General features: G+C 70.6%; 15 protein-coding genes and 1 pseudogene. 4 read left to right on the forward strand and 12 right to left on the reverse strand.

Annotated features, from left to right (window positions below; all coding sequences use genetic code 11):
* Positions 1–34: 34 nt before the first annotated feature.
* Complete coding sequence (locus tag O7620_RS17595; protein ID WP_278123857.1) at positions 35–697, reverse strand: GNAT family N-acetyltransferase; 663 nt, start codon at positions 695–697, stop codon at positions 35–37.
* A 700-nt stretch (positions 698–1,397) separates the two neighbouring features.
* Here O7620_RS17595 and O7620_RS17600 point away from each other — a divergent pair.
* Positions 1,398–1,916 carry a hypothetical protein gene (locus O7620_RS17600; RefSeq protein ID WP_278123859.1) on the forward strand — a complete coding sequence of 173 codons (519 nt, stop codon included), beginning with the start codon at positions 1,398–1,400 and terminating at the stop codon, positions 1,914–1,916.
* Positions 1,917–1,925: 9 nt separating this feature from the next.
* Here the strand turns inward: O7620_RS17600 and O7620_RS17605 are convergent, their stop codons facing one another.
* Positions 1,926–2,654, reverse strand: a complete 729-nt coding sequence (locus tag O7620_RS17605) for a Clp protease N-terminal domain-containing protein (protein ID WP_278123861.1) — start codon at positions 2,652–2,654, stop codon at positions 1,926–1,928.
* Positions 2,655–2,788: 134 nt separating this feature from the next.
* Positions 2,789–3,799 carry a glycosyltransferase gene (locus O7620_RS17610; RefSeq protein WP_278123862.1) on the reverse strand — a complete coding sequence of 337 codons (1,011 nt, stop codon included), beginning with the start codon at positions 3,797–3,799 and terminating at the stop codon, positions 2,789–2,791.
* 124 nt (positions 3,800–3,923) lie between these two features.
* Here O7620_RS17610 and O7620_RS17615 point away from each other — a divergent pair, with 124 nt between their 5' ends.
* Positions 3,924–4,751, forward strand: coding sequence for a DUF72 domain-containing protein (locus O7620_RS17615; RefSeq protein ID WP_278123863.1), 828 nt, complete (start codon positions 3,924–3,926; stop codon positions 4,749–4,751).
* Positions 4,752–4,915: 164 nt separating this feature from the next.
* Here O7620_RS17615 and O7620_RS17620 read toward each other — a convergent pair whose 3' ends face one another.
* The 3 genes from O7620_RS17620 to O7620_RS17630 are packed head-to-tail and all read right to left on the reverse strand — an operon-like array spanning position 4,916 to position 8,174.
* Positions 4,916–7,273 (reverse strand): excinuclease ABC subunit UvrA, encoded by a 2,358-nt coding sequence (locus tag O7620_RS17620; RefSeq protein WP_278123864.1) that lies wholly within the window; start codon positions 7,271–7,273, stop codon positions 4,916–4,918.
* Between the two features lie 35 nt (positions 7,274–7,308).
* Positions 7,309–7,719 carry a VOC family protein gene (locus O7620_RS17625; protein WP_151489033.1) on the reverse strand — a complete coding sequence of 137 codons (411 nt, stop codon included), beginning with the start codon at positions 7,717–7,719 and terminating at the stop codon, positions 7,309–7,311.
* Positions 7,720–7,724: 5 nt separating this feature from the next.
* Positions 7,725–8,174, reverse strand: a complete 450-nt coding sequence (locus tag O7620_RS17630) for a helix-turn-helix transcriptional regulator (RefSeq protein WP_278123865.1) — start codon at positions 8,172–8,174, stop codon at positions 7,725–7,727.
* A gap of 115 nt (positions 8,175–8,289) precedes the next feature.
* Here O7620_RS17630 and O7620_RS17635 point away from each other — a divergent pair, with 115 nt between their 5' ends.
* Positions 8,290–9,309, forward strand: a complete 1,020-nt coding sequence (locus O7620_RS17635; RefSeq protein ID WP_278123867.1) for an aldo/keto reductase — start codon at positions 8,290–8,292, stop codon at positions 9,307–9,309.
* A 14-nt stretch (positions 9,310–9,323) separates the two neighbouring features.
* On the opposite strand, the gene O7620_RS17640 is transcribed toward O7620_RS17635, so the two are convergent.
* Positions 9,324–9,893 carry a kinase gene (locus O7620_RS17640; RefSeq protein ID WP_278123869.1) on the reverse strand — a complete coding sequence of 190 codons (570 nt, stop codon included), beginning with the start codon at positions 9,891–9,893 and terminating at the stop codon, positions 9,324–9,326.
* Positions 9,883–10,269, reverse strand: coding sequence for a hypothetical protein (locus O7620_RS17645; RefSeq protein ID WP_278123871.1), 387 nt, complete (start codon positions 10,267–10,269; stop codon positions 9,883–9,885). The genes O7620_RS17640 and O7620_RS17645 overlap by 11 nt, the downstream gene beginning before the upstream one ends.
* A 106-nt stretch (positions 10,270–10,375) precedes the next feature.
* Here O7620_RS17645 and O7620_RS17650 point away from each other — a divergent pair, with 106 nt between their 5' ends.
* On the forward strand, positions 10,376–11,128 hold the full coding sequence (locus O7620_RS17650; protein WP_278123873.1) for a hypothetical protein: 753 nt from the start codon (positions 10,376–10,378) through the stop codon (positions 11,126–11,128).
* Between the two features lie 249 nt (positions 11,129–11,377).
* Here the strand turns inward: O7620_RS17650 and O7620_RS17655 are convergent.
* From O7620_RS17655 to amcA, 4 genes and pseudogenes are all read right to left on the reverse strand, one after another.
* Positions 11,378–11,491, reverse strand: a pseudogene (locus tag O7620_RS17655) (kinase); the annotation flags it as partial.
* Between the two features lie 61 nt (positions 11,492–11,552).
* Positions 11,553–12,140: a pentapeptide repeat-containing protein gene (locus O7620_RS17660; RefSeq protein ID WP_278123874.1), complete on the reverse strand. Its 588-nt coding sequence runs from the start codon at positions 12,138–12,140 to the stop codon at positions 11,553–11,555.
* Complete coding sequence (locus O7620_RS17665; protein ID WP_278123875.1) at positions 12,137–12,484, reverse strand: hypothetical protein; 348 nt, start codon at positions 12,482–12,484, stop codon at positions 12,137–12,139. The genes O7620_RS17660 and O7620_RS17665 overlap by 4 nt, the downstream gene beginning before the upstream one ends.
* Positions 12,481–12,645, reverse strand: coding sequence for a multiple cyclophane-containing RiPP AmcA (gene amcA, locus O7620_RS17670; RefSeq protein ID WP_278123877.1), 165 nt, complete (start codon positions 12,643–12,645; stop codon positions 12,481–12,483). The genes O7620_RS17665 and amcA overlap by 4 nt, the downstream gene beginning before the upstream one ends.
* Positions 12,646–12,669 lie beyond the last annotated feature (24 nt).

Genomic DNA, 12,669 nt, shown 5'->3' on the forward strand with positions numbered 1-12,669 from the left:
GGGATCCACGGTCCGCGCCGACGAGGGTCGGGCATCAGCGCGGATAGACCCCGTACGCGCGCCAACCCCGGTCCGGGAAACCCGCCGCCTCGGCGACCCGGGCCGAGGCCACGTTGTCCCACTCGTGCAGGTAGGTGGGCACCGCGCCCTCGTCGAGCACCCGCCGCGCCGCCTGCGCCACCAACCGGCGGGCGAGGCCACGACCCCGCGCGGCCGGCACGGTGCCGATGGCCAGCTCGTGCCCGTACGCGTCGTGCCGCTTGATGCCGGCCCCGGCCAGGTAGGTGCCGTCCGCGTCGCGCACCACCAGCACCGGCCGGTCGAACAGTCGCAGCCAGGGTGGCAGTCCGGGGGCGGTGGACGCGGTCCACTCCCCCACGTCGGGCAGCGGCGCGGGTGCCACACTCCACCGGAACGGCCCGTCGTGCAGGCAGAACTCGGGCCGCCCGACGGCCTCCGGCAGCGCGGCGAGCAACCGGTCCGGTACGTCGTGCGCCAGTGCGCGGATCGCGGCCACCCGGTCCGGCGCCACGGAGAGCACCCCGCTGCGTCCGGTGTCCACGGCGAGCGCCGGGCGCAGTCGACCGTCCCAGGCCGGCCTGGCCCGGCGGTGTGAGCCGACCACGTGCAGGCCCGGCCCGGCCGGCCACTGCCCGAGCCAGGCGGCGAGGTGCAGCTGGAGCCGTCGGTCGAGCATGCACACCTCCCCGCCACCCCGGCCCGTCGTGGATCACCGTACGCCGGGCGGGCCGGGTGGGCGGACGATCCCCCGGGGCCGGAGGGCCGGGGTCAGGACGCCGTCGGGGCGGTGGGGTGCTGGCCGCCGTGGTGGTGCTGGTGCACGACCGCGTGCCCCCTCCCGCGGACGATCAGGGCGCGGTTCACCGTGGGAACCGGGTGGACCCATCGACCGTCATATGCATTTCCATACATGGACACCTTTCTTTGGGACGGTTATCGCATGCCGATTCAGCCGAACGACCGCTGCCACCAGGACCCCGCGCGACTCTGGTCAGCCACGGAGTCAGCCGACCGCCTCCCGGCCCAACCGCGCCACCGGGGACCTCGCGAGACGGGTGACGGCATGTCGTGGGCCACGGTGAACAGGCTGTCCGTCGGCAGCTCCGGCAGGCACGGCCTGAACACGCGCTGACGCACCAACGTCCCGCATCGCAGCGACCGCGGAGGAGCACGGCGCAACCGTGCTGCACTACGACGCCGACTACGACCGGATCAGCCCCGTCACCGGCCAGCCCACCGGGTGGGTGGCGCCGAAGGGCAGTCTCTGAGTTCGCGCCGGACGACACACCGGCGGAGGTCCAGCGGCGGCATTCGCACACCTGTCGGGTAATTTCTTGTGGTCCGGCATCCGGCCTACGACAGGAGAAGCTCCGCGCATGGGCAAGAAGACGATCCACGTCTCCGACTTCACCGGCACCGTTCTGCAGCAGGACGACGAGGCGGTGCGGGTCGTCGTCCTGGAGCACCCGGACCTGGTCGCCGGGCCTGTGCGGTTGGACGCCACCCCCGCCGAGGTGGAGAACATCGACGACGCGGCCCTGGACGTGGCCGTGGTCGAGATCTACGACCGCCACGGTGGTGGCGAGCCGCGTCGGGTGGTGTTGACCGCCAGCGAGTTCGACGCGATGGCCACCGACGTGCCCATGGCGCAGTTGCTGAAGACGGCCGAGCGGGTCCGCCCGCCCAAGGCCCGCAAGAGCGCAGAGAAAATCGACTACGGCACGCTGGAGCACGCCGGCAAGCCGCACCGGGGCCGGGTCACCGAGGAGGAGGCCCGGCTGGTGCGCGACCAGCTCGACGAGGTCAACAAGCGGCTCGCCGACGCGGGCGTGCGCCAGATCGACCCGGCCGATCCGGAGCACGCCCTGCGTTACGGCTTCCCCGAGGTCTCCTGACCCGACGGGTCACTTCTGCCCGACTGCGGCGGCGAGGGCGGCGGACAGGTCGGCCTCGACGGTCTCCTTGCTCAGGCCGAGGTCGGTGAGCACACCCGTGCCGTCCTCCTGCTCCAGCAGGGCGAGCAGGATGTGCTCGGTGCCGATGTAGTTGTGCCCGAGGCGCAGCGCCTCCCGGAAGGTCAGCTCCAGGGCCTTCTTGCCGCGCGCGTCGTACGGGATGAGGTCCGGGACCTGGTCGGCCGGCGGCGGGAGGGCCGCGCCCACCGCCTCCCGTACCGCCTCCGGGGTGGCGCCGCGATCGGTCATCACCCTGGCGGCCAGCCCTTCCGGCTCGGCCAGCAGGCCCAGCACCAGGTGCTCCGGGCCGATCTCGGCCTGCCCGGCGGCCCGGGCCTCCTCCTGCGAGGCCATCACCACGTTGCGGGCCCGGGGGGTGAAGCGGCCGAAGCCGGCGTTCGGGTCGAGCGCCGCCGCGTCGGTCGCCTTCGGCACGAAGCGCTTCTGGGCGGCCTGCTTGGTGACTCCCATGCTGCGGCCGATGTCGGTCCAGGAGGCGCCCGAGCGCCGCGCCTGGTCGACGAAGTGCCCGATCAGGTGGTCGGCGACCTCGCCGAGGTGATCGGCGGCGAGGACCGCGTCGGTGAGCTGGTCGAGGGCGTCGGTGTGCGCCTTCTTGATGGCCTGGATGAGGTCGTCGAGCTTGATCGTGTTGCCGATCTGGATGGGTTCCGTCATGCGTCAACCATAAGTTGACGCGTGCGCTTACGTCAACCGTAAGTTGACGATCGATCCCGCGATGATCACTTAACGCTCAGCAGCGGGGGACGGCCCGAGGGGACTGCTGAGCATGACGTGATCACGACTGGGGTTCAGGCGGCCGCGGCGTACTCCGGCAGGTGGTGCGCGACCGTCGCCGGGGAGGGCATGGCGGCGATCTCCTCGGCGAGCGCGCGGACGGCGTCGCGGTGCTCGCCGTCACGCGGCAGCAGCCTGCGCGCCTGCTCGGCCACGGCACCCGGACGCACCTCGGCAGGCAACAGCCGCAGGGCGGCGCCCGCGGCGGTCACCGCGTCGGCGTTGGCGAACTGGTCGGCGCCCTGCGGCAGCATCAGCTGCGGTACGCCCACCGCGAGCGCGCTGAGGGTCGTGCCGCTACCGCCGTGGTGCACGACGAGGTCCACCTGCGACAACAGCTCCGCCTGCGGCAGCCATCGATGCACCGTCACGTGGTCGGGAGTCTCGCCAAGCTCCTCCGGCGCCACCCGACCAGCGGCGACCACCACCTGGGCGCCCAGCGCCGCCAGTCCGGCGATGACCGTGGTCAGCAGCTCCGGCGTGCCGAACGCCGTACCGAGCGTCAGATAGACCAGCGGTCGGGAGCCGTCACGAGCGGCGGACGGGGGCAGCGGACCCGACGGCGAGAACGGGACGGGTCGCAGCTCGATGCGCCGTTGCGTGGCGACGAAGCCCTTGTCCTGCAACGAGGGAGGGCAGATGTCGAGGTGCGGTCGACCGGCGACCTCAGGGTTTTTCGTGGGCGGTTCGAGGCCGATGTCGTCGGGGAACAGCCGGCCGAACCCGTGCCAGATGCCGGGTATGCCGGCCCGCCGAGCCGCGATGGCCGCCCCCGGCAGCCCCCACTCGTGCACCACCAGATCCGGGCGCAGCCGGGCCAGTTCGGGTTCCAGATCCTCGGCGTACACCTCGTAGAAGGCGTCGCCGGGTCGGAACGGTCGCAGGCCGTTCGCGGCCAGCGGCGCGTGCACCGCCGGACCGGCGGCGAAGTGCACCTCGTGACCGGCGTCCCGAGCGGCGACCGCCAGCGGGATCAACGGATACGTGTGACCGACGGACGCGAGGCTCGCGAACAGCAGGCGCATGGCGTGCGACCCTACCTGCCGCACCGCCGCTGCCGTCGTTGCCGGCGCGCGTATACCGTGGGCTCCGGCCGGGGCCCGGTGCGGCGGAGGGAGGGCGGTCGTGCGGCTAGCCGTGGGATGCGCGATGTGGACCCACCGGGCGTGGCAGGGCCGGCTGCTGGCGCATCCGCTCGCACCGCAGGAGCGACTGCGGCACTACGCGGGCTGGTGCGACGCGGTGGAGGGAAACACCACGTTCTACGCCACACCGACCCGGGAAACCGTCGCCTCGTGGGCCGCGCAGACCGATCCGGGTTTCCGCTTCGTCCTCAAACTTCCCAGGGTCGTCACGCATGAGCGCCGGCTCGCCGGCACCGACGAGCCGCTGCGCGCGTTCCTGGACGCCATCGAGCCGCTCGGTCCGCGTACCCATGCCCTCTGGGTCCAGTTGCCCGGCTCGTTCTCTCCCGCCGACGTCCCGACCCTGAGCCGCTTCCTCGGCCAACTCCCCCGATCCCACCGGTACGCCGTGGAGGTCCGCCACCCGGCGTTCTTCACCGATTCCCGCGCGATCCGGCTCCTCGAACAGACCCTCGGCGAGGCGCACGCCGAGTGGATCCCGTTCGACACCACCGCGTTCTTCACCACCCCTCCGACCAGCGACGCGGAACGGGACGCCTGGATGAAGAAGCCGCGTGTGCCGCAGCGGTCGGTGGCGCTGACCGACCGGCCGATCGTCCGTTACCTCGGCCGCGACGACACCACCCGGACGGTCGAGGGGTGGCAGCGCTGGGTCGACGTCACCGCCGACTGGCTGCGGGAGGGGCGCTCGCCGACGGTGTTCGTGCACACCCCGGACAACGCCGACGCGCCGGTGCTCGCCCGCCGTTTCCACGACGAGGTACGGGCCCGGGTGCCCGGCCTCGACCCGCTGCCCGAGCCGGTACCGGTCGAGCCGTTGACGCTCTTCTAGGGGCGGCGCTCGTCGAGCAGTTCGTCGAGGTGGGTCGCGGTGCTGATCAGCGAGAGGTGGCTGAACGCCTGCGGGAAGTTGCTGGGTGTCATGACCAACCCGCACTACCTGGACATCCTCGCGTCCCGAACGAGCGCCTGACGGGGGCGTGGCGGGGGGCGCGATCAGGTGCCGACGTACGCCGCCAGGTGCTCGCCGGTGAGGGTGGAGCGGGCGGCGACCAGGTCGGCGGGTGTGCCCTCGAAGACGATCCGGCCGCCGTCGTGCCCGGCACCGGGACCGAGGTCGATGATCCAGTCGGCGTGCGCCATGACCGCCTGGTGATGCTCGACGACGATGACCGACTTGCCCGAGTCGACGAGCCGGTCGAGCAGACCGAGCAGCTGCTCGACGTCGGCGAGGTGCAGGCCGGTGGTCGGCTCGTCGAGGACGTAGACGCCGCCCTTCTCGGCCATGTGGGTGGCCAGCTTGAGCCGCTGCCGCTCGCCACCGGACAGCGTGGTGAGCGGCTGGCCGAGGCTGAGATACCCCAGCCCGACGTCGGCGAGCCGGTCGAGGATGGCGTGCGCGGCCGGCGTCCGCGCGTCGCCGGCGCCGAAGAACTTCTCCGCCTCCGACACCGACATCGCGAGCACCTCGCTGATGTCCCGACCGCCGAGGTGGTATTCCAGCACCGATGCCTGGAACCGCTTGCCCTCACAGTCCTCGCAGGTGGTGGCGACGCCGGCCATCATCGCCAGGTCGGTGTAGATGACGCCGGCGCCGTTGCAGGTCGGGCAGGCGCCCTCGGAGTTGGCGCTGAACAGCGCCGGCTTCACGCCGTTGGCCTTCGCGAACGCCTTGCGGATCGGATCGAGCAGACCGGTGTACGTGGCCGGGTTGCTCCGCCGTGAACCGCGGATCGCACCCTGGTCGATCGACACCACGCCCGCGCCGGCCGGGATCGAGCCGTGGATCAGTGAACTCTTGCCGGATCCGGCGACGCCGGTGACGACGCAGAGCACCCCCAGCGGAACGTCGACGTCCACGTCGCGGAGGTTGTGGGCGGTGGCGCCGCGGATCTCCAGTGCCCCGGTCGGGGTACGTACCGCCGGCTTGAGCGACGCCCGGTCGTCGAGGTGGCGACCGGTGATGGTGCCGCTGCCGCGCAGACCCTCCACGGTGCCCTCGTAGCAGACGGTGCCACCACCCGTGCCGGCGCCGGGACCGAGATCGACGATGTGGTCGGCGATCGCGATCGCCTCCGGCTTGTGCTCCACGACCAGCACGGTGTTGCCCTTGTCGCGCAACTGCAACAGCAGCTCGTTCATCCGTTGGATGTCGTGCGGGTGCAACCCGATGGTCGGCTCGTCGAAGACGTAGGTGACGTCGGTGAGCGACGAACCGAGGTGGCGGATCATCTTGGTGCGCTGCGCCTCACCACCGGACAGGGTGCCCGAGGGCCGGTCGAGCGAGAGATAGCCCAGGCCGATCTCCTCGAACGAGTCGAGGAGGTGTTGCAACCCTTTGAGGAGCGGGGCCACCGACGGCTCGTCGAGACCTCGGACCCAGGCGGCCAGGTCGCTGATCTGCATCGCGCAGACATCGGCGATGTTGCTGCCCTTGATCTTCGACGAGAGTGCTTCCCGGCTGAGCCGCGTGCCGCCACAGTCGGGGCAGGTCGTGAACGTGACCGCCCGCTGCACGAAGGCGCGGATGTGCGGCTGCAACGCGTCGACGTCCTTGGACAGGAACGACTTCTGGATCGACGGGATCAGACCGGCGTACGTCAGGTTGATCCCGTCGATCTTTATCTTGGTCGGCTCCCGGTGGAGCAGGTCGTCGAGCTCCCGCTTGGTGTACTTGGCGATCGGCTTGTCCGGATCGAAGTAGCCGCAGCCGCGGAAGATCCGGCCGTACCAGCCCTCCATGCTGTAGCCGGGGATCGTGATCGCGCCCTCGTTGAGCGACAGGGTGTCGTCGTACAGCGCGGTCAGGTCGATGTCGTTGATCGACCCCATGCCCTCGCAGCGCGGACACATGCCGCCGAGGCGGGTGAAGGTCGCCTTCTCGGTCTTCGTCCTGCCCGCGCCGCGCTCCACGGTGATCGCGCCGCTGGCCCGCACCGAGGGGACATTGAAGGAGTACGCGTTGGGCGAGCCGATCTGCGGCTGCCCGAGCCGGCTGAACAGGATGCGCAGCATCGCGTTCGCGTCGGTGGCGGTGCCCACCGTGGAACGGGAGTTCGCGCCCATCCGCTCCTGGTCCACGATGATCGCCGTGGTCAGGCCGTCCAGCAGGTCGACGTCCGGGCGCGCCAGCATCGGCATGAAGCCCTGCACGAACGAGCTGTACGTCTCGTTGATCATCCGCTGCGACTCGGCGGCGATGGTGCCGAACACCAGCGAACTCTTGCCGGAGCCGGAGACGCCCGTGAACACCGTCAGCCGGCGCTTCGGGATCTCGACGCTGACGTCTCTGAGGTTGTTGACGCGCGCACCCTGCACACGGATCAGGTCGTGACTGTCGGCTGCGTGCGTCATCGTGTCTCCATCTGTCGCCCGGCCCGGCCGACCGCTCAGCGCTTCTCCTGAATCCTGACCATGTTGCCAGCCGGGTCGCGGAAGGCGCAGTCCCGAACGCCGTACGGCTGGTCGGTCGGCTCCTGCACGACCTCCGCGCCACTGCCGGCCAGCTTGCCGAACGTGTCGTCGAGGTCGGAGGCGGCCAGGTTGACGCCGAAGTAGCTGCCCTTGGCCATCATCTCCGCGATGACGCGGCGCTCGTCGTCGGTGAGCCCGGGGGTGGCGGTCGGCGGGTGCAGGACGATCGCCGTGTCGGGCTGATCGACGGGACCGACCGTGATCCAGCGCATCCCCTGGTAACCAACGTCGTTGCGGACCTCGAAGCCGAGGACGTCGCGGTAGAAGGCCAGGGAGGCGTCCGGGTCGGTGTGCGGCAGGAAGCTGCTGTGAATGCTGATGTCCATGACAGTCAGGCTAGGTGCGGCTCGAGGTGCGCCGCTTCTCGATTCCTGATCGGTCTGGTCACCTGCTTCGCCACGCAGGAGGGCATCCCCGCCGTCGCGCGTACCGCCTCTCGTCGATAGACGCTCGGCGGGACACCCACCAGCTCGGTGAATCGGGTGCTGAAGGTGCCCAGCGACGAGCAGCCGACCGCGAAACAGACATCGGTGACGCTGAGGTCACCCCGGCGCAGCAACGCCATCGCACGCTCGATGCGCCGCGTCATCAGGTAGCTGTACGGCGACTCGCCGTACGCCTGCCGGAACTCGCGGCTGAGGTGCCCGGACGACATGTGGACGCCCCGGGCGAGCGCCTCGACGTCCAGCGGCCGCGCGTACTCCCGGTCGATCCGGTCCCGGACGCGGCGCAGCCGCGCCAGGTCGCGCAGGCGCTGATCCTCGGCAGGTGTGCTGGTCACAGGCCAAATCGTGCCACATAGCGAGGGCGGTTTGGCAAGCGGAACAATGTTCCGTATAGTTCCTAGCGGAACAGCGCTCCGCTTATCCGAATCTACCCGCTCGTGGAGGGCAGTCATGCAGTACCGCACCTTAGGTCGCACCGGCGTCCAGGTCAGCACACTCGCGCTCGGCGCGATGAACTTCGGCAGCCTGGGGCGTACCACCCAGGACGAGGTCACCACTCTGGTCGGTGCCGCCCTGGACGCCGGGATCAACCTCATCGACACCGCCGACATGTACAGCCAGGGCGAGTCGGAGGAGATGGTCGGCAAGGCCATCGCCGGTCGCCGCGACGACCTCGTGCTGGCCACGAAGGCCGGCATGCCCATGGGCGACGAGCGCAACCACCAGGGCAGCTCACGGCGCTGGCTGGTCACCGAACTGGACAACAGCCTGCGCCGCCTCGGCGTCGACCACGTCGACCTCTACCAGATCCACCGGTGGGATCCGCGCACCAGCGACGAGGAGACACTGTCGGCGCTGACCGACCTGCAACGCGCCGGGAAGATCCGCTACTTCGGCTCGTCGACGTTCCCCGCGTACCGCATCGTGCAGGCCGAGTGGGCCGCCCGGGAACACCACCTGGGCCGGTACGTCACCGAGCAGCCCAGCTATTCGATCCTGCAACGCGGCGTCGAGGCACACGTCCTGCCCGTCACCGAGCAGTACGGGCTCGGCGTGCTGGCGTGGAGCCCGCTGGCCTCCGGCTGGCTGTCGGGCGCGATCCGGGCGGGCCGGGAGATCACCACCAGCCGCTCGACGATCCTTCCGCAACGCTTCGACACCACCATCCCGGCGAACCAGGCCCGGCTCGACGCCGTCGAACGGTTGGCCACGGTCGCCGACGAGGCCGGCCTCACCATGATCCAACTCGCGCTCGGCTTCGTCACCACGCACCCCGCCGTGACCAGCGCGATCATCGGCCCCCGCACCATGGAGCATCTGCGCTCCCAACTCGACGCCGCGGACACCACACTTTCCGCCGACGTGCTCGACGCGATCGACACGATCGTCGCCCCCGGCGTCGACCTCGCCGCCCACGAGAAGTTCGACACCCCGCCCGCCCTGCTCGACGCGGCGCGACGACGTCGCTGAGGCGCCCCCTGCGCTCAGGGGAGGATCGGGATCACGTCGTCCACCCGTCCGGTCTGCGGTAACCCCGCCATCGTGGCGATGGTCTCGACGGCCCCCTCCAAGGTGGTGCTCTCCGGTAGGACGAGTTCGTCGGGCCAGCCCAGGACGTCGTGGGCGGCATAGATCCCACTCATGAATTCGGCGGTGAACTCGGTGACCTGCGGGCGGGTGAGGTGCCGGCGCAGGGTTTCGGGCAGGGACACGTCGAGGTAGCAGAACAGCGACCGTCCACGGTGGCCGTCCCGCAGAGCCGTCAGCATCGGCCGGTAGCGGCTGGAGTGCAGGATGCCCTCCAGCACCACGTGGTAGCCGTGGTCCAGCGCGAACCGGACGGTCTGCCCGATCAGCGCCGGCGCCACACCGCCGGGCCTGTCCCGCTCGCGCAGGAGGATGCGGCGCAGGTAGTCCTGCTCGACCAGCGCACACCCCCGGCCATGCCGCAGCCGCAGCTCCCGAGCGATGCTGCTCTTGCCCGAGCCCGAGTTGCCCCGGACACAGACCAGAATCGTGTCCGGGCTGCCGGTCGGGGAGGCGTCAACGGTCACGATGCCGCGTTCCGTCCTGCGGCAGCCATCGTAGTGCCGCGTCGGCGGTGTCCTCCGGGCTGCTGTTGAAGGCGATGGCCGCGCCGGGTGCATGCTGCCGGACGAGGTTGACCACGGTCTCGAAGAGCGGGAGCAGCGGCTCGTGCTTGCGGATGCCGCCGCCGACCACCACGCAGGCGTACTCCTTCCTGGTGAGTGCCTCGACGATGGCCGCCTCGGCGGTCTCGTCGGGCACCACCAGGCACAGGTCGGCCTCGATGCCGTGCTCCCCGAACCGGGCCTGACCACGCGCGATGGCGACCACGACCGGCTCCGGATCCCAACCCGGGATCCTCTCGGGATCGAGACCGACCACCAGCACAGGTCCCAACGCCATGCGTCCTCCCGCAGAAAGGCCAGCACCGTCGATGCTGCCACAGGAGGTGCCAGATTGAGTACGAGCACTCATCCCGCCGTGTTGGCTGGCCGGCATGCTCGACGCCATGGCTCTCTCCCGCCGGATCAGCGTGCTGCCGTTGGTGGTCTGTCTGCTGCTGAGCGGGTGCGCGCAGCAGCGCGACGGCGACACGCTGGCGGAAAACCACGCGGCGGCCGAGGCGAAGCGCCTCGATGATGATCTCACTCGCGACCGGGTCCGGGACGCCGAGTGGCTCGTCGCGACCCACGTCCCCAAGGCGGTGGAGGGCGACAGCTCAACCATCCGCCGCGAAGCATTCGCCTGGTCGGGGCGAACCGGCATCAACGAGCAGGCCGTCATCGACGTACGGATCACGGTGACGGTGGCGCAAGCCGACGGGGCCACCTTCGGCGACCTGGGCAACTCCGCCGGCCAGGCCACGCGGTGCTACCGCTACCGGCTCGAACTCCATCACTACCTGCCGTACCAGGAGATCGACTGCCCGTCGGGGGTCGCTCCGCCGGTGCCCAGCGCGGCACCGTTCCCGGCGCTGCCCACGGACGCGCGTGACCGGCTCAGCGCGGCGCTGCGCACCGCCACACCGGACACGCTCGCGGGCGCGGTGCGGGCCGCCTTTCCCGCGCAGTACGTCACCGTCGACACGGCCACCCACGAGGGCGTGCTCGTCGCCGCGGTGGGCGTACCCGCCGAGCGGGAATGCCTCCTGTTGATCCGGACTCCCGCCGGAACGATCGAGTCACCCGAGTACAACCTCGGGTGGCTGGAGCCGGGCGAGACGGGATGCCGGGTCGGGCTGTACGTCTCACCGCCGCGCTAGAGCTGGCCCGACCGCCCCTTGCTCACGTGGTCGAGTCACCGGCGCCGCCGGAGCGGAAAGGTTCCGGCGAGATGTCCCCCGGCGCCGCCCCTGCCGTGGTCGCCGTCGGTGGCGCACGCCTGCCCGCACGGACCAGCAGCGAGACGAGTGGCCTTGGGGAGATCGGTGCGGTGCCCGTTCTCACCGAGAGCGAAGGTAGCCGTTGACGGGGTGAGGGTTAGCCTCTTGGGCCATGTCCGCCCCTGCGCCGCGCAGCAGAATGCGGCGCAGGTAGTCCTGCTCGACCAGGGCGCAGCCCCGGCCGTGCCGGCGTCGTAGTTTGCGGGCGATGCTGCTCTTGCCGAAGCCGGAGTTGCCCCGGATGCAGACGAGGATCGTGTCCGGGCTGCCAGTTGGTTTCAGCAAGCACGATGCCTCCTCGGCTTCAACTGTTGCGGACGGTGAGATCCAGCGCAGCGACGGCCAACTGGGTGAGGTCATGAAGTTGGTCCTCGCTGAGGGCGACGCCGCGCACGTTGTCCAGCGGCGTCTTGAGGCCCTGGAGCCGGCTGCCCCGCAGATCGGTGCCGTCGAGCCTGCAAGAGTCCAACTCCAGTCCGGTGAGGTCACAAGACCGCAACGCGATGCGGAGTAGTCGGCAGGATGACCACGCGCCGTTGGTGAAAGTGCAGTCGGTGAACGCGACCGCGCCGGCGGCGACGACGCGTTGGAAGGTGGCGTAGTCGAAGCGGCAGCCGTGGAACAGGACGTCCTTGAGGCGTACGTCGGCGAGCCTTGTGCCGGTGAACCGGGAGCCGGTGAGGGCGCAACGTTCGATGGTCATGCCGGTCAGGGTCGCGCCGGAGAAGTCGGTGCGAGTGATCTCGCAGCCGTAGAGGCTGCCGGCCTCCCAGTTGCTCTCGCTCACGTCCACGCCGGTGATCAGACTGCTGCGGATGCGGGCGTCCTCCAGGTGCGAGCCTCGCCACGCTGCGCCCTCGACCAGGGCCTCGGTGAGGCCGATGCCGTTCACGAGGAGGCCCCTTCGATGCTGGCGGCCGTGGTGGTACTGACGCGGTAGGCGTGGGTGTGGCGGGCCGGCCAGCCGAGGAACCGGTCGAACATGTCGGCGGCGCTGCCCGTGACGCTCGGGTTGAGCCGATGCAGGTCGTCGATCGCGTCGTGCAGGCAGCCGGCCAGGTAGAGGAACAGGCTCACCGGCTCTTCCCGGTACTCGGCGAGGAGCGCGAGCTTCGCCGCGCCGCAGGGCCACGGCTGCCCGCACCGGCGGCACCGCCACAGCGGGCGCATCGACAGATGTTCCACCTCGGCTGGCGCGAGCCGGTTCGCCGCCAGACGGCGCTGCTGGCCGGTCACCGGCGACCGCCCTCTCGGGCCTGCTGCGCGAACAGCCGACGCCACACGAAGGTGAGCAGCGGCGGATCAGCGCGCCGCACCTGCCCCTGTGAGGACGTCCACCTGGGCGCGGGGCGCCGGGGCTGGCTGGCTATCGCGTTACGCGAGACGTACACCGTCATGCCTCCACCCCCGCCAGGATCGAT

Source organism: Micromonospora sp. WMMD710 (genome assembly GCF_029626045.1).
Lineage (GTDB): Bacteria > Actinomycetota > Actinomycetes > Mycobacteriales > Micromonosporaceae > Micromonospora.